Raw genomic sequence first — 15,376 nt, 5'->3', positions numbered from 1 at the left:
TTTGCTCGCGCTACAACTGCGGAGCACGTAACACGGGCTTAACGCTCGCCGGCCTTGAAGGAGAGGCCTGATGATTGACGTCCTGGTGGTGGACGACGACTTCCGCGTCGCAGAGATAAACGCGAAGTACGTGGGGAAGGTTCCCGGCTTCCGGGTGGCCGCCCGCGCGCACAGCGCTGCCCAGGCTCTGGCCGCTGTCGAGCGCGGCGCCGTCGACCTGGTCCTGCTGGACCACTACCTGCCGGACCAGACCGGCCTCGAACTCGTCCACCGCATGCGGGAACAGGGCCACGGCACGGACGTCATCATGATCACCGCGGCCAGCGACGTGACGACCGTCCAGAAGGCGATGCGGCTGGGTGCCCTCCACTACCTGGTCAAACCGTTCACCTTCGCCGCCCTGCGCAGCCGCCTGGACTCGTACGCCGCCCTGCGCCGCACCGTCGACCGGGTGGGCGGCCGGGGGCTGACGGGCCAGGAACAGGTCGACCGGATCTTCGGCGCCCTGCGCACGGCTCCCGCATCGTCCGCGCCGGGCCTGCCGAGCGGCCACTCAGAACCCACGACGGACCTCATCTGCGGTGTCCTGCACGGCGCGGACGAGCCTCTGTCCGCCCACGAGGTGGCCGCCCGGACGGGCCTGAGCCGCTCCACGGCCCAGCGCTACCTCCGCCATCTGGAACAGGCAGGCCGCCTGCGTCTCTCCCTCAAGTACGGCGACACCGGCCGCCCCGAGCACCGGTACGCCTGGGTGGCGCCGTAGCGGAAATCCAGGCTGTGGCGTCGTACGACGGCGTCGGCACCGATGGTCATACGGCCCCGGCGCCCGTCAGCGACCGCACCTCGGTCTCCGCGTACCTGGCCTCGTCGGCGACCTCGTCGGAGGTGACCGTGCCCAGCCAGCCGACGAGGAAGCCGAGCGGGATGGAGACGATGCCGGGGTTCTGCAAGGGGAAGTACTGGAAGTCGACGTTTGGGAACAGCGCTCCCGGGCTGCCGGACACCACGGGCGACAACAACACCAGCGCCAGCGCGGGAATCAGCCCTCCGTAGACGGACCACACCGCGCCGCGTGTCGTGAAGCCGCGCCAGAAGAGCGAGTACAGCAGCACCGGCAGGTTCGCGGACGCGGCCACGGCGAAGGCGAGACCCACCAGGAAGGCGACGTTGAGGTCACGGGCCAGCAACCCGAGCGCGATCGCGACGACGCCGATACCGACCGCGGCGATCCGCGCCACCGCCACCTCGCTGCGCGCCTTGGCGTGCGGCCGCCTGAGCGACGCGTACAGGTCGTGGGCCACGGACACCGAGGAGGCGAGCGTGATACCGGCGACCACGGCGAGGATCGTCGCGAAGGCGACGGCGGCGACGACCGCGAACAGAACCGTTCCCCCCGTGGACGATGCGCCGCCGCCCAGGTCGAGCGCGAGCAGGGGAACCGCCGTGTTCCCGGCCGCGTTGGACCTGCGCATGGCTTCCGGCCCCACGATCGCCGCCGCCCCGAAGCCGAGCACGATCGTCATCAGGTAGAAGCCACCGATCAGCCCGATCGACCACACCGTGGAACGCCGGGCGGCCCGCGCGGTCGGCACGGTGTAGAAGCGGGACAGGATGTGCGGCAGACCCGCCGTGCCCAGCACCAGCGCGAGACCGAGACTGATGAAGTCCAGGCGTGCGGTCCAGTCCCCGCCGTACTTCAGCCCCGGCGCCAGGAACGCGACCCCGTGCCCGCTGCGCTCCGCGGCCGTGAGCAGCAGGCGGTCGACGTCCCCGTGGAACCGCACCAGGACGAGCGCCGTCAGCACGATCGTCCCGCCGAGCAGCAGCACCGCCTTCACGATCTGGATCCAGGTGGTGGCCCGCATCCCTCCCAGCGACACGTAGATCACCATGAGCGCGCCGACCCCGATGACCGCCCACGACTGGGCCGCCCCGCTCGTGCGCCCCAGCAGCAGCGCCACCAGGCTGCCCGCGCCCACCATTTGCGCCACCAAATAGAGAACGGACACGGTGACCGAGGAGGTTCCCGCCGCGATCCGCACCGGCCGCTCACTCATCCGCGCGGCCACCACGTCGGCCAGCGTGAACCGCCCGCAGTTGCGCACCAGTTCCGCCACCAGGAACAGCACGACCAGCCAGGCCACGAGGAACCCCACCACGTACAGCAGTCCGTCGTAGCCGAACAGCGCGATGAGCCCCGTGACCCCGAGGAAGGAGGCGGCCGACATGTAGTCACCTGCGATGGCAAAACCATTCTCCATCGGGGAGAACAGCCGCCCGCCGGCGTAGAACTCCTCCGCCGACCCGTGCCGCCTACGGCTCACCCATGTGGTGATCCCCAGCGTGACGGCCACGAACCCGCTGAACAGCACCAGTGCCAGCATCTGATGCTCGCCCGTCACGAGGCGCCTCCCTTGACCCCACGGGTCAGTTCCTGGGTGTCCCAGCGCAGCTCCAGCGCGTCCCGGTCCCGACGCAGTCGCGCATGCCGCGCATAGGCCCAGGTGAGCAGGAACGTGCTGAGGAACTGCCCGAGCCCCGCGAGCATCCCCACATTCACCGCCCCGATGACGGACCGGGCCATGAAACCGGGCGCAGCCGTCGCGGTGACCACATACCCCACGTACCAGAGCAGGAAGGTGACGACCCCCGGCACCACGAATCTCCGGTACCGGCTGCGCACTTCCCGAAACGCCTCGCTCCGCTGCACCTCTGCGTACACGTCGCGGGCGCGAACATCCACCCCGTCCCGCTCCTCGCGGGCAACCGGCACGGTGGGCGCCGGCATGCCCGTGCCGTCCAACTCGCCCCGGCCCGAGGCCAACGCGTCGTACCAAGGGTCCTCGTACCGCACGTCTCGTGAGGCCGCACCGTGGTCGTCCTGGTTCTCGGCCGAACTCTCGGAACCGCCCCCGGTTCCGCGGGGACGACCGTTACTTGACTGCATGCCCAAGGATGGACAGATCGGGTAGATCTCTGACTCTTCTTCCCTGAGCTCTTCACCCCATCAGGTGATTCACTTCCCCGGCGGCCGCACCAGCCCCTTCCCGTACGCGTAACGGACCGCCTGCGACCGGTCCTTGAGGCCCGTCTTGGCGAAGAGGTTGTTGATGTGCGTCTTCACCGTCGCGGTGGAGACGTGCAGCTTGCGGGCGATCTCCTGGTTGGTCAGGCCCTCGGCGATCAGCACCAGCACCTCCGTCTCCCGCGCGGTCAGCCCGTCCGGCGCCTCGGGCGGCGCCACCGGCGCGGCCTCGGGTTCCGACAGCCTCTCCAGCAAACGCCGTTGGACGCTCGGCGAGAGCCCGGCCTCCCCCGACAGGACACTCTCGACGGCGCGCACGATCTCGTCGCCGCCCGCGTCCTTGGTGAGGTAGCCCCGCGCCCCCGCGCGCAGCGCCGGGAACAGCGAGTCGTCGTCCGCGAACGTCGTCAGCACCACGACCTGGGTGCCCGGATACCGCGCCCGGATCCGCCGCGTGGCCTCCACACCGTCGCACCGTGGCATCCGCAGGTCCATCAGCACCACGTCCGGCGCGAGTTCCCCGACCAGCCGCACAGCCTCCTCGCCGTCCCTCGCCGAGCCGACGACCTCCACCCCGGGCAACAGTCCGAGAAGCATCACGATGCCTTCCCGTACGACGGTCTGGTCGTCGGCGACCACCACCCGCGCGGGTTTCCTCGCTTCCTCCGCCTCCGTCATACGGGCACCTTCAGCGTCACCACGAACCCCTCCTCGTCCGGACCCGCGTCCAGCGAGCCACCCAGCAGCTCGGCGCGCTCCCGCATACCCATCAGACCGTACCCACCGCCGGATCCCGAGATCTCGCTCGGCAGGCCTCCCGAATCCCGGACGTTCAGGGTCACTTCTCGCTCGGTGTAGTCGAGTCGCACCCGCACCTTGGCGCCCTGGGCATGCTTGTGGACGTTCGTCACCGCCTCCTGCGCCACCCGCCGTACGGCCTGGGACGCCTCGGCCGAGAGAGTCCTGCGCTCACCCGTGACGCTGACCTCGGCGCCGTCGGTCGCACGGACGAGTTCCGTCAGGAAGTCCTCCAGCGGGCTGAGGTCGCCACGCAGTGCCGACAGGGCCTGCCGGGTCTCGGCGAGTCCGTCGCGGGCCATCCCGCGGGCGGCCACCACGCGCTCCAGGATCTGCTCCTGGTCGGCGCCGCGCTCTATCAGCAGCCGGGCCGCCTCCAGATGCACCAACTGCGCCGAAAGGCTGTGCGCCAGCACGTCGTGGATCTCCCGCGCGATCCTCGCCCGTTCGGCCAGCGCCGCGGACTCCGCCTCGGCGGCCCGCGCGGCCCTCTCCTGCGCGAGCAGCCGCTGCGACTGTCCCCGGGCCTCCGCGTCCAGTCGCAGCACGTACCCGGCCAGGGCCATGCCCCCCGCGGTGGCGGCCGTGGTCAGCCACACGTCGTTGTTGAACGCCGAGTACGAGGCCAGTGCCACCGAGGTCACGGGCAGGGCCGCCGCGAGGGGCAGCCGTTCCAGGGCGGAGATCCCGCAGCCGCACCAGATCACCAGGGCCGGTTCCCGGAACCCCGTGGCCTGGGCGATGATCGCCAGGCCCAGGAGCACGCTCAGAAGCGCCAGGGAGGACACCAGGCGGTGCTCGTAGGTGGTGCGGAAGAAGGCCCAGGAGACGACGGCGGCCAGCGCGACTCCGGCGGCCCCCACGAGCGCGCCGACGACGCCGACATGTGCCTGGTGGAAGGCCCCCCACAGGAGCAACCCGATCACCAGCAACCGGATGCCCCAGGCGATCAGGCGTCGGGGCCTGGAGGTTCCGGCGCGACCCAACGCCTCGCGTGACGGCCAGCGGGTCCAGGCGTTCTCCGTCACACGTGCTCCTTCCGGGCCGACCGCACCTCGTCACCGTACGCCGGAGCGGAGTCGCTCACGGAGCCCAGGGACCGGGCCCGCCAGGTCACGATGCCCGCGCGGACCAGCAGGGTGGCGGCCAGGCCGAGCATCAGGGCGGAAGTGTCCTGGTGGACGCCGAGCGTACGGCCGAGGGCGAAGACACCGACGCGCAGGGCAATACCGACACCCCAGACAGCCAGGCTCGCCATGGTGCTCGTGGACCACACGACACCGTCCGGCTCCCTCCATACCCGGCTGGTCCAGGCCCAGCCGGCCCCCGTCGCCAGGCCTATGAGCATTTCCACGGCGAGCAGCGCGGCGGATTCGGTGCGGTGGTGGGCGTCGAGTATGCCGCCCCCGCGCACCGCCATGACTGCGAGGATCGCGGGCAGCAACCACCAGCGCCGGTCTGTGTCGATCGCGCGGGCACGGAACTGCCGCGCGATCACAATGGCCACCACGGCCACGATCGCCAACGCGTTGAGGAGCCCGGACATCCAAGCCTCCGTGAGGGAGAAGGTGGTGTCGGGAGCGAGCGCTGCCGACACCCTCGAAATTACGGAAACTCGCTGGTCGGGGGATCGGAGCGGGGGTGGATCAGGGGTGGAACCCTGCGAGCCGCCGACCTCCACCCGGGGGTGGAGACAGCTACGGCGGGAAAGGCAGGGATGCGGCGGTCCTCAGCGAGCCGAGCCGGGCCGAGCCGGGGCCGAGCCCGAGCCGGGCCGGGCCGGAGAGAGGCCCGCAGTATGGAGCCGGCCCGGAGAGAGACGGCACCGCAGAGCCGGGCCGGAGTGACGAGCGTGCGCGGGATATACCGCCCCACACCGCGGCCACTGCGTACCGGAAGCACAGGCGTCGGGCCGACGATGCCCCGCTGCGACCGCAACGGCCGGTGACAACCTCCTGCTACGGCTTCGGCCGACCGCGGTCCTGAACAGACACCCCGGTCGGCCGAAGCCCAGTGCAGCGGTTACGCGTCGATGCGCGAACGGTCCAAGGTCGCGGCCGAACTGGAGATGAACTCCTTGCGCGGGGCCACGTCGTTGCCCATCAGCAGGTCGAAGACCTGTTCGGCGGCTTCGAGGTCGGCGAGGTTGATCCGGCGCAGGGTGCGATGGCGCGGGTCCATCGTGGTCTCGGCCAACTGGTCGGCGTCCATCTCGCCCAGACCCTTGTAGCGCTGGATGGAGTCCTTGAACCGGATGCCCTTGCTCTTGAACTCCATGAGCTTGTCACGCAGCTCACGGTCCGAGTACGTGTAGACGTACTTGTCCTGGCCCTTTTTCGGCTGGATCAGCTCGATGCGGTGCAGCGGCGGCACAGCGGCGAAGACCCGGCCCGCCTCGACCATGGGGCGCATGTAGCGCTGGAACAGCGTCAGCAGCAGGCAGCGGATGTGGGAGCCGTCCACATCGGCGTCGGTCATCATGATGATCTTGCCGTAGCGGGCCTGGTCGATGTCGAAGGTGCGGCCCGAGCCCGCTCCTATGACCTGGATGATCGCGCCGCACTCGACGTTCTTGAGCATGTCGGTCACGGACGACCGCTGCACGTTGAGGATCTTGCCCCGGATCGGCAGCAGCGCCTGGAACTCGGAGTTCCGCGCCAGCTTCGCCGTACCGAGCGCGGAGTCGCCCTCGACGATGAACAGCTCGCTGCGGTCGACGTCGTCGCTGCGGCAGTCGGCGAGCTTGGCCGGCAGGGACGAGGACTCCAGGGCGGTCTTCCGCCGCTGGGCGTCCTTGTGCTGGCGGGCGGCCACGCGCGTGCGTGCGGCGGCGACCACCTTCTCCATGACGACCCTGGCCTGGGCCGCGGCGTCCCGCTTGGCGGTGGTCAGGAACGCCTTCAGCTCCGAGGTGACCACGTTGTTCACGATGCGGCGGGCCGCCGAGGTGCCGAGGACCTCCTTGGTCTGGCCCTCGAACTGCGGCTCGGCCAGGCGCACCGTGACGACGGCCGTGAGGCCCTCCAGGGCGTCGTCCTTGACGATGTTGTCCTCGGCCACGCGCAGCATCTTCTTGGCGCGCAGCACGTCGTTCATCGTCTGGGTGATGGCCTGCTCGAAGCCGGTGACGTGGGTACCGCCCTTGGGCGTGGCGATGATGTTCACGAACGACTTCAGGGTCGTGTCGTAACCGGTCCCCCAGCGCAACGCGATGTCCACGCCCAGCTCGCGTGTGACGTCGGTGGGCGTCATCTGGCCGTGCTCGTCCAGGACCGGGACGGTCTCCTTGAAGGTGCCCTTCCCCGAGAAGCGGAGCACGTCGCACACCGGCTTGTCGTTCGCCAGGTACTCGCAGAACTCGCTGATGCCGCCGTCGAAGCGGAAGGACTCCTCACCCTTGCTGCCACCCTCGCCGAGGCCGACCTCGTCGCGGACGACGATGGTCAGGCCGGGCACCAGGAACGCGGTCTGGCGGGCGCGCTGGTGCAGGGTGTCCAGGGTGAGCTTGGCGTCCTTGAGGAAGATCTGCCGGTCGGCCCAGTACCGCACGCGCGTGCCGGTGCGGGTCTTGGGGATCCTCTTGGCCTTGGCGAGGCCGTTCTTGGCCTCGAACTTGGCGTCCGGGCCGGTTCCCGCGAAGACACCCGGGACACCACGCCGGAAGCTGATGGCATGAGTCTGGCCACCACGGTCCACCTCGACGTCGAGGCGCGCGGAGAGGGCGTTGACCACGGAGGCGCCCACGCCGTGCAGACCGCCGGAGGCGGCGTAGGAGCCGCCTCCGAACTTGCCGCCGGCGTGCAGCTTGGTCATGACGACCTCGACGCCGGACAGGCCGGTCTTGGGCTCCACGTCCACGGGGATGCCGCGGCCGTTGTCCCGGACCTCGACGGAGTTGTCGTCGTGGAGGATCACCTCGATGTGGTCGCAGTAGCCACCGAGGGCCTCGTCCACGGAGTTGTCGATGATCTCCCAGAGGCAGTGCATCAGGCCGCGGCTGTCGGTCGAGCCGATGTACATGCCCGGGCGCTTGCGCACGGCCTCGAGCCCCTCGAGGACGAGCAGGTGCCGCGCGGTGTAGTTGGAGCTGTCCCGGTCTGCTCCTGCCAGCAGCGCTGTGGACGGCACGGACGTGTCGGCGGTCACGCGGTTCGCTCCTCGCTGAATTTCTGGTGGGCCCCTTTGGCGTACGGGGCCGGCTTCGGTCGCCGCTCAGAGGGTACCGAGGCCTGGTAGAGCCGGTGTAACGCCACCCTCGTCGGGAAACTCAGACTAGTCCACACTCGTATGAGTGTTCGATCCCTCGATGGAGTGAAGTACACATCACGTTCCGTTGGAGGCATGAACCAATTAGGCTCCGGGCACGTCCTCATGAACAACCGGCAACCCCGCCGGGAGGACCGAGACTGAAGACAGCGCGAAACCGTAAGCACACAAGAAGCGCACTACGGCACATTCGCCGCCAACCGGCAGCAGCAGCCGCCCCGGAAAGATTTTTTCGAGGAAAAGCCACGAGCGGGAACGTTTTCGGGCTGGTTGGATGTTGACCCTGGTACGACAGCTCGTCGAGCTAGAGAAGAGGCGACGTGACTACTGTTCTGACCCCCGCGAGCCCGTTGACGGCCGCCGATCGCTGCGACCGCTGCGGCGCCCAGGCATACCTGCGCGTCGTCCTGCTCAGCGGCGGAGAACTGCTCTTCTGCGCCCACCACGGTCGCAAGTTCGAGCCGGAACTCAAGAAGATCGCCGCTGAGATACAGGACGAGACAGAGCGACTGACGGCCGTTCCTGGTACCGCTTCCGAGGAAGAGCGCTGAATCTCGCGTCCACGACGAGCCAGCCCCGGCACAGGCCGGTGAACGGGCGGCCGCTCCTTTCCAGGAGCGGCCGCCCGCGCTCATCCCCCCGCGAACGCCCTCAGGAGGCCCTCTGAGCCACCTTCGGGTTCCCGGCGTCCATTCCCAGCAGGCGTACGACGTCGGACACGCGTGTGTAGACACCGGGGCTTCCGGGCCGCCCGCAGCCGTTTCCCCATGACACGAGCCCGATCAGCCGCCCGCCGGCCACCAGAGGGCCGCCACTGTCACCCTGGCAGGCGTCCGGGCCTCCTGCGGCCTCTCCGCCGCAGAGCATGGAGTCGGCACGGTAGACCTCGTCCGCGGTTCCCGGATAGGCCTGGGCGCAGAGATCGTCCGCGAGCACGTGCACGTGTGCCCCGTGCAGGCGACGGGTGTAGGACCCGTCCCCACCCGTGTCACCCCATCCTGAGACGAGGGCCTGCGTACCCGGCGTGTACCCCGGGTCGCCGGCAGCGGCCATCGGCACGACAGCGCTCTTCGGCAGCGGCCGGGCGAGCGTGAGCACGGCGAAGTCGCCGGAGTTGGTGGCCGCGTCGTAGCCCGGATTGACCCGGGCATCCTGTACGGCGACCTCCTCGCCGCCGCTGGACAACAGGTCGGTGCGCCCGGCGATGACCTTGAGGTCACCCAGCTGGTTCGGAGGTCCTCCGAGGACGTCCTCGCCCAGGCAGTGGGCCGCGGTGAGCACGGTGGTCGGCGCGACCGCCACCCCGCCACAGAACTGCCCGGCCCGCGTACCTCCGAACCGGTCACGGCTGGACAGCGCCACCGTCCACGGGGCCTGTGAAACGTCCATCGGGAAGCCCCCGACCACGACACTGCCGGCGGCCGGCGGGGCCGCGCCGATCAAAGGTATGGCGCTCATGGCGGCCGCCAGAGCCAGCGGCCGGATCAACGTCCGGACAACGGAACGGCGCATGCGAACTCCTCACTCAGGGTGGTGCTGGAACACCCAGAGTCATCCACCGCACGCAAGTACGCAGCACGAAGGCCCGGCTCCCACGGAGGGAACCGGGCCTTCGCCGTGGTCCGAATGCGATCTAGTCGAGGTAGTCGCGCAGCACCTGGGAACGCGAGGGGTGGCGCAGCTTCGACATGGTCTTGGACTCGATCTGGCGGATGCGCTCACGCGTCACGCCGTACACCTTGCCGATCTCGTCGAGGGTCTTCGGCTGACCGTCGGTGAGGCCGAAGCGCATGGAGACGACGCCCGCCTCGCGCTCGGACAGGGTATCCAGGACGGAGTGCAACTGCTCCTGCAGGAGCGTGAAGCTGACGGCGTCGGCGGGGACGACGGCCTCGGAGTCCTCGATGAGGTCACCGAACTCGCTGTCGCCGTCCTCACCCAGCGGGGTGTGCAGCGAGATGGGCTCGCGGCCGTACTTCTGGACCTCGATGACCTTCTCAGGGGTCATGTCGAGCTCCTTGGCCAGCTCCTCCGGGGTGGGCTCGCGGCCCAGGTCCTGGAGCATCTGGCGCTGCACGCGCGCGAGCTTGTTGATGACCTCGACCATGTGCACCGGGATACGGATGGTGCGGGCCTGGTCGGCCATGGCGCGGGTGATCGCCTGACGGATCCACCAGGTGGCGTACGTGGAGAACTTGTAGCCCTTGGTGTAGTCGAACTTCTCGACCGCGCGGATCAGACCGAGGTTGCCCTCCTGGATGAGGTCCAGGAAGAGCATGCCGCGGCCGGTGTAGCGCTTGGCCAGGGAGACCACCAGGCGGAGGTTGGCCTCCAGGAGGTGGTTCTTGGCGCGGCGGCCGTCCTCGGCGATGATCTCCAGCTCGCGCTTCAGCTTCGGCGCCAGCTTGTCGGCGTTGGCCAGCTTGTCCTCGGCGAACAGACCCGCCTCGATGCGCTTGGCCAGCTCGACCTCCTGCTCGGCGTTGAGCAGGGGGACCTTGCCGATCTGCTTGAGGTAGTCCTTGACCGGGTCGGCCGTGGCGCCCGCCGCGGCGACCTGCTGGGCGGGGGCGTCGTCCTCGTCATCGTCCGACAGGACGAAGCCGGCGCTCTCGGTGCCCTCGGGCTCGTCGGCGACCTTGGTGTCCTCGAGGACTTCTTCCTCGAGCAGCTCGCCGTCGTCCTTCTTGGCCGTGGTCTTCTTCGCGGCCGTCTTCTTGGCGACGGTCTTCTTCGCCGCCGCCTTCTTGGCGGTCGCCTTCTTGGCTGCGGCCTTCTTGGCGGGTGCGGCTTCCTCGACGGCATCGTCGGCGACCGGAGCGGTGGGCGCGGCCGGGGCGGACGCCGTGGCGGCGGTGGCCTTCCGGGTGGTCACCGTCTTGGCCGCGACCGTCTTGGTGGCGGTGCGCTTCGCCGGGCTCTTCGCTGCGACGCTCTTTCGGGTGCGCTTGGGCTCTGCGGCACTGACCATCAGCGTCACACCCTCTTCCTCAAGGATCTGGTTGAGGCTGCGCAGTACGTTCTTCCACTGAGTGGCCGGAATCTGGTCAGCTTCGAAGGCCCGACGCACATCGTCGCCGGCGATCTGCCCCTCAGCCTTTCCCCGCTCAATGAGCGCCATGACAGAGACGGACTCGGCGATCTCCGGCGGGAGCGTACGGGATGTGCTGGCCGACACGAACAACCTCTCGGAACGTTGGAAAACGGCTTCCGGCCCCGTCCATAGTGGACCGGAGCCGACCACCGGCCTGGGGATGGGCCGACGGCGCGGGCGGGGGCCGGGAAGATACACAGCGCCTTGTATGGCGTCCGTATTCCCTCCGCGACTGTCGCCTCTTAGGTCATCGCGTTGTTTCCGTGAGCGTTACGCCCAATCTGCGTGGCCCGAGTCACACCCCGTAAGCGGTCAAAAGCGGTCAGACATGAACGAAAGAGAATTCTTCATACCGGTCGAGACCATCCCGCAGGGACCACCCCGCACACCCGGACGACCCGCCGCGCCGCCGGGCCCCGCCGGACTTGGCGAAATCCGGCGAGGTCCGGCGACGGCCGGGACCCGGGCCCGGCACAGCCCATCAGAACCACGAGAACGCTCATCAGAACCGCGGGAACACAGAACCACGTGACCGCGGCACACCGGCGACCGCACCGCCTTCGGCGCGGCTCAGTGCTCGCGCGGGGCAGGCACCACGCGCTCCACCTCGGGCTGGGCGGTGAGCAGCTGACGCATGGCCGCCTCGGCCGCCGCGCCGTCGCCGGTGCCGAGCGCGTCCACGATCCGCGCGTGGTGCGCGAGGGAGCCCTCGTTCGGCCGGTCACACCCGGTGACCGGGCCACCGGAGACCTGGAGCGCCGCCGAGACGATCCCGGAGAGGTGCTCCAGCATGCGGTTGCCGGCGATCTGGATGAGCAGCGTGTGGAACTCGGTGTCCGCACGCGAGAAGGTCAGCGCGTCACCCTGCGCGAGGGCGTGGCTCATGATCTCGACCATGTCGGACAGGCGCTGCTGCACCTCCTCACGGCCGTGCCCGGCGGCGAGACGGGCGGCGAGCGGCTCGATCGTCCAGCGCAGCTCGCTCAGCTCGCGGCGCTGGTCGTCCCGCTGCGGCCCGAAGGCCCTCCATTCGATGATGTCCGGATCCAGGAGGTTCCAGTCGCTGACAGGACGCACGCGCGTGCCGACGTTCGGCCGTGCGCTGACGAGGCCCTTGGCCTCCAGAACACGGAGGGACTCACGGACGACGGTGCGGGAGACCTCGAAGCGCTGGCCGATCTCCTCGGGCACCAGCGGACGGTCCGCCCCCAGATCGCCGGAGACGATCATCTGTCCCAACTGCTGGACGAGTTGGCCGTGCAGCCCGCGCCCGCGGCTCCCCGCGGCGCGCCGGTTCACGCGCCCCAGCTCGGGCTCCGTTCCTTCCCAGGAGGGCGCTCCGACACGGTCGGGCGCCGGAGCCTCGGCGTAGGGGTAGCGGTCGAGTTCGCCCGGGCCGGCCAGACCTGAGTCTGTGGAGCGGGCGGCGGTCATCATGGTGTGCGCAAGGGTACTCACGGAACCTTTGTCGGCCTCGCCTCCAACTCCCTTGAGGGCTTTGGTGAAAAGCACACGAAAGGGTGATCGCTCACCCCGTCGCAATTGACGCCTTATCGGAAAGAAATGGGCTTTCTCCGGGGAGTTGCGCGCACAGCAGGGCGGGAATCGTACGGGACGCCCGTCATCGGGCTCTGGCGCGCAGCGTCGTGAACACATACGCGCAGAGCAGAACGGTGAGCGACAACGTCATTGCACCGCCCACGGGTTGGACCACGACGCGGGCCGCGGCGAGCAGGTAGCGCTCACCCCCGAAGGGCCATTGCAGAAGAAACAGCTCCCGCATCCGCACCTGAAGACCGGCGGCGGCCCGCACACCCGAGCCCCCGAGCGACTTGTGCACGAGCGGTACGACGACAACCGGCACGGCAAGGACAGCGGCGAGGCCCGCCGCCGTGGAGCGGAAGACACCGGCCGCGAGCACACCTGCCCAGGCACAACCGATCACCAGCCCGAACCAACCCGCGCTCAGCGAAAGCCAGTCCGCGGGAACTTGTGTCAGTTCCCGACCGTAGACGACATAGAGGGCTTCGGCGTCGCAGCCCAGACCGAGGAAGGCCAGCAGGGCGGCGGTGACTCCGGAGACGAGGAGTTTCGCGGTGAGCAGCCCCAGCCGACGGGGCACCGTGCCGCGGTCGACCGCCAACGCGGGGTGGCGGAACTCGTCTCCGAAGGCCAGAGCACCGAGCAGCCCGGCCGCGAGCGCCACGGGCGGCAGCGGCAACTGGCGCGGCCACGCGGCGAACAGCCGCCCCTGCGGTGTGTGACCGAGCCTGGCCAGGAGTACGGCAGTGAGGGCGGACACCACCAGCACGGCTCCGCAGGTGAGGAAACCCGTGCTGATGCCGGTGGCGCGCCGCAGTTCGTAGCGCAGGGGACGGAGGGGGCTGGGGGCAGGGCGGACGGAGATAGGGGGCGGAAGGGCGGACAGAGCGTCGAGACTGCGGTCTCGTGAGGGGCCCGAGGGCCGGTCGGCCTCGCTTCGGCGGGCGGAGTGGTTCCTGGCCCCGGGGAGCGAAGGGCTGGTGGCGGGGGCGACCGCGACGGAGGCACCGGCGACTGCGGGGTACGTGGTGCCGGCCGACGCCTCGGGGACGACCGAGGTCGACGGAAGGGCCACCTCCGGCGTGCCTTCGGCGGAACGGGGACGCTCAGCGCTCGTGAGGGCGGCGATGGGAAGGAGGCGAATGCTTTCGTCCGCCGCGTCGACGGCGTCCGGAGCGTCAGCCTCGACCGCTGTCCCGTCGGAACGGGCCCCGGACATGCTCGGCGTGGATCCTTCGACACTGGGGGTGTCCGCGGCAGCCGACGCACTTTCCGCCCGGATGCCGCCGACAGCCGGGGCACTGTCGGAGTGATGGGTGCTTTCGACGCCGCCGGTGCCGTCATTGCTCTCGGTGCGGTTCGACATCGAGTGATGCCAGCGTGGTTGCGCAACCGACGGCCACCTGCCACCGGGGCTCTCCTGCTTCTGTTCCACCAAGGAGATGCCGGGTGCGACCTGCTTCTCGTCCCGTACCACGGAGCCTGATGGGCCCTGGGCGCACCCACCAGCCTGTTCTTCTCGCACGGCTCCGGAACCGGAGACGGAGTCGCCACCGGAACTGGTCAGCGCCGCACCTTCCGACAAGGATTCCGACGTGTCCCCTTCCCGTGCGCCCTGCGCCACCTCGGCATCCCATTCCTCCTCGCCTTCGCGGGCCGCCCCCGCACCCGCCCCCATGTCCCCGACCTCGTCGGCGAGTTGGTGGACGAGGACGCCGTGCCGGAAGGCCATCTCGCCGATGTCGGCGGTCGTGCTGCCATACACGGAGAGGCGGTTGCCACCCTCGCGCACGACCTCGACGGAGCGGTGCCCCGTGCGGGCCTCTCTGGTGAGCAAGGCCGCGAGGCGCGCGGCGTAGGGGCTGCGGACGGCCACCCGGGGGCGCAGTCTCGTGCGGGCGAACTCCGTGGCCTCCTGATCGGCGACGAGCCTGCCACCGTCGAGGGTGACGACGCGGTCGGCCGTGCGCGCGGCTTCCTTGGGGTCGGCGGTCGTGACGAGCACCGTGCCGCCCTGGGAGGCGTGTTCCCGCAGCATGCTGTGCAGCCAGCGCGCCTCTCGGGCGGAGAGCCCTTCGGTGGGTTCGTCCAGCACGAGCGTGTGCGGGTCGGGAAGCAGGGCGCAGGCGAGGCCGAGCCGGCGGTCCATGCCGCGCGACAGGGTGCCGAGCCGTTCCTCGCGGAGGCTGACGAGCCCGACCGCCTCCAGGATCTCGTCGGCACGTCGCGCCGGGACTCCTGCTGCCGCACAGAGCATGCGCAGATGGCCACGGACCGATCGGGCCGGATGCCCGGGTACGTCGCCGAGGAGTGCGCCGACCTCCCGGGAGGGGTGGGCGATCTTGTGGAGGGGGCGTCCCCTGAAGCAGGTGATGCCGCGTCCCCGCTGGAGTTCGAGCATCAGCCTCAGCGCCGTGGTCTTACCCGCTCCAGGCGCCCCGAGGAGCACGGTGACACGGCCCGAGCGCGCTTCGAAGGAGACATCGTCGACAGCGGGCGGGTGCGCCTTGCGGGGATCGCTGGTCAGTCCGAAGGCCTGGATCACCTGAAGCAAGATAGCGCGCAATGTCCGTTTTTTCGGGCATCACTGGTTCTACTCCCCGGTGGCGCGACGGGTGGCGCAACCGGGGTGAGCCGTTCGAGGGACTGGA

The 15,376-nt window shown here is 69.7% G+C and carries 12 protein-coding genes; 2 read left to right on the top strand and 10 right to left on the bottom strand.

Annotation, left to right across the window (positions count from 1 at the left end; genetic code table 11):
- The first annotated feature begins 70 nt into the window (after positions 1-70).
- Entirely contained in the window at positions 71-763 is a 693-nt protein-coding gene (locus tag ACWD5D_RS00460; RefSeq protein WP_451370554.1) for a response regulator, read from the top strand.
- 46 nt (positions 764-809) lie between these two features.
- Here the strand turns inward: ACWD5D_RS00460 and ACWD5D_RS00455 are convergent, their stop codons facing one another.
- The 6 genes from ACWD5D_RS00455 to ACWD5D_RS00430 form a co-directional block, all read right to left on the bottom strand.
- Positions 810-2,402, bottom strand: coding sequence for a solute symporter family protein (locus tag ACWD5D_RS00455; RefSeq protein ID WP_451370553.1), 1,593 nt, complete (start codon positions 2,400-2,402; stop codon positions 810-812).
- Positions 2,399-2,947, bottom strand: a complete 549-nt coding sequence (locus ACWD5D_RS00450) for a DUF485 domain-containing protein (protein WP_451370552.1) — start codon at positions 2,945-2,947, stop codon at positions 2,399-2,401. Before ACWD5D_RS00450 ends, ACWD5D_RS00455 begins: the two co-directional genes overlap by 4 nt.
- Positions 2,948-3,016: 69 nt before the next feature.
- On the bottom strand, positions 3,017-3,703 hold the full coding sequence (locus ACWD5D_RS00445; RefSeq protein WP_451370551.1) for a response regulator transcription factor: 687 nt from the start codon (positions 3,701-3,703) through the stop codon (positions 3,017-3,019).
- Positions 3,700-4,851 carry a sensor histidine kinase gene (locus ACWD5D_RS00440; protein ID WP_451370550.1) on the bottom strand — a complete coding sequence of 384 codons (1,152 nt, stop codon included), beginning with the start codon at positions 4,849-4,851 and terminating at the stop codon, positions 3,700-3,702. Before ACWD5D_RS00440 ends, ACWD5D_RS00445 begins: the two co-directional genes overlap by 4 nt.
- Positions 4,848-5,369 (bottom strand): DUF1453 domain-containing protein, encoded by a 522-nt coding sequence (locus ACWD5D_RS00435; RefSeq protein ID WP_451370549.1) that lies wholly within the window; start codon positions 5,367-5,369, stop codon positions 4,848-4,850. The genes ACWD5D_RS00440 and ACWD5D_RS00435 overlap by 4 nt, the downstream gene beginning before the upstream one ends.
- 476 nt (positions 5,370-5,845) lie before the next feature.
- A complete protein-coding gene (locus ACWD5D_RS00430; protein WP_451370548.1) occupies positions 5,846-7,969 on the bottom strand; it encodes a DNA gyrase/topoisomerase IV subunit B in 2,124 nt (707 codons plus the stop codon).
- Positions 7,970-8,409: 440 nt separating this feature from the next.
- On the opposite strand from ACWD5D_RS00430, the gene ACWD5D_RS00425 reads away from it, so the two are divergent.
- The gene (locus tag ACWD5D_RS00425) at positions 8,410-8,640 is read left to right on the top strand and encodes a DUF7455 domain-containing protein (protein ID WP_451370547.1); all 231 of its coding nucleotides are present in this window, start codon (positions 8,410-8,412) and stop codon (positions 8,638-8,640) included.
- Between the two features lie 100 nt (positions 8,641-8,740).
- Here the strand turns inward: ACWD5D_RS00425 and ACWD5D_RS00420 are convergent, their stop codons facing one another.
- From ACWD5D_RS00420 to ACWD5D_RS00405, 4 genes are all read right to left on the bottom strand, one after another.
- Complete coding sequence (locus ACWD5D_RS00420) at positions 8,741-9,601, bottom strand: S1 family peptidase (protein WP_451370546.1); 861 nt, start codon at positions 9,599-9,601, stop codon at positions 8,741-8,743.
- A 121-nt stretch (positions 9,602-9,722) separates the two neighbouring features.
- Complete coding sequence (locus ACWD5D_RS00415; RefSeq protein ID WP_451370545.1) at positions 9,723-11,267, bottom strand: RNA polymerase sigma factor; 1,545 nt, start codon at positions 11,265-11,267, stop codon at positions 9,723-9,725.
- Between the two features lie 486 nt (positions 11,268-11,753).
- Complete coding sequence (locus ACWD5D_RS00410) at positions 11,754-12,641, bottom strand: FadR/GntR family transcriptional regulator (protein WP_451370544.1); 888 nt, start codon at positions 12,639-12,641, stop codon at positions 11,754-11,756.
- Positions 12,642-12,804: 163 nt separating this feature from the next.
- Positions 12,805-15,270: an ABC transporter ATP-binding protein gene (locus tag ACWD5D_RS00405; RefSeq protein ID WP_451370543.1), complete on the bottom strand. Its 2,466-nt coding sequence runs from the start codon at positions 15,268-15,270 to the stop codon at positions 12,805-12,807.
- Between the last annotated feature and the right edge of the window lie 106 nt (positions 15,271-15,376).

This window comes from Streptomyces sp. NPDC002520, from assembly GCF_053595235.1.
Note: the sequence above shows the minus strand (reverse complement) of the source record. Positions and strands in the feature narration are given on the sequence as shown.

Coding starts and splice junctions, on each gene's coding strand:
- ACWD5D_RS00420 (WP_451370546.1), bottom strand. CDS start 9,601: ATGCGCCGTTCCGTTGTCCGGACGTTGATCCGGCCGCTGGCTCTGGCG.
- ACWD5D_RS00445 (WP_451370551.1), bottom strand. CDS start 3,703: ATGACGGAGGCGGAGGAAGCGAGGAAACCCGCGCGGGTGGTGGTCGCC.
- ACWD5D_RS00460 (WP_451370554.1), top strand. CDS start 71: ATGATTGACGTCCTGGTGGTGGACGACGACTTCCGCGTCGCAGAGATA.
- ACWD5D_RS00450 (WP_451370552.1), bottom strand. CDS start 2,947: ATGCAGTCAAGTAACGGTCGTCCCCGCGGAACCGGGGGCGGTTCCGAG.
- ACWD5D_RS00435 (WP_451370549.1), bottom strand. CDS start 5,369: ATGTCCGGGCTCCTCAACGCGTTGGCGATCGTGGCCGTGGTGGCCATT.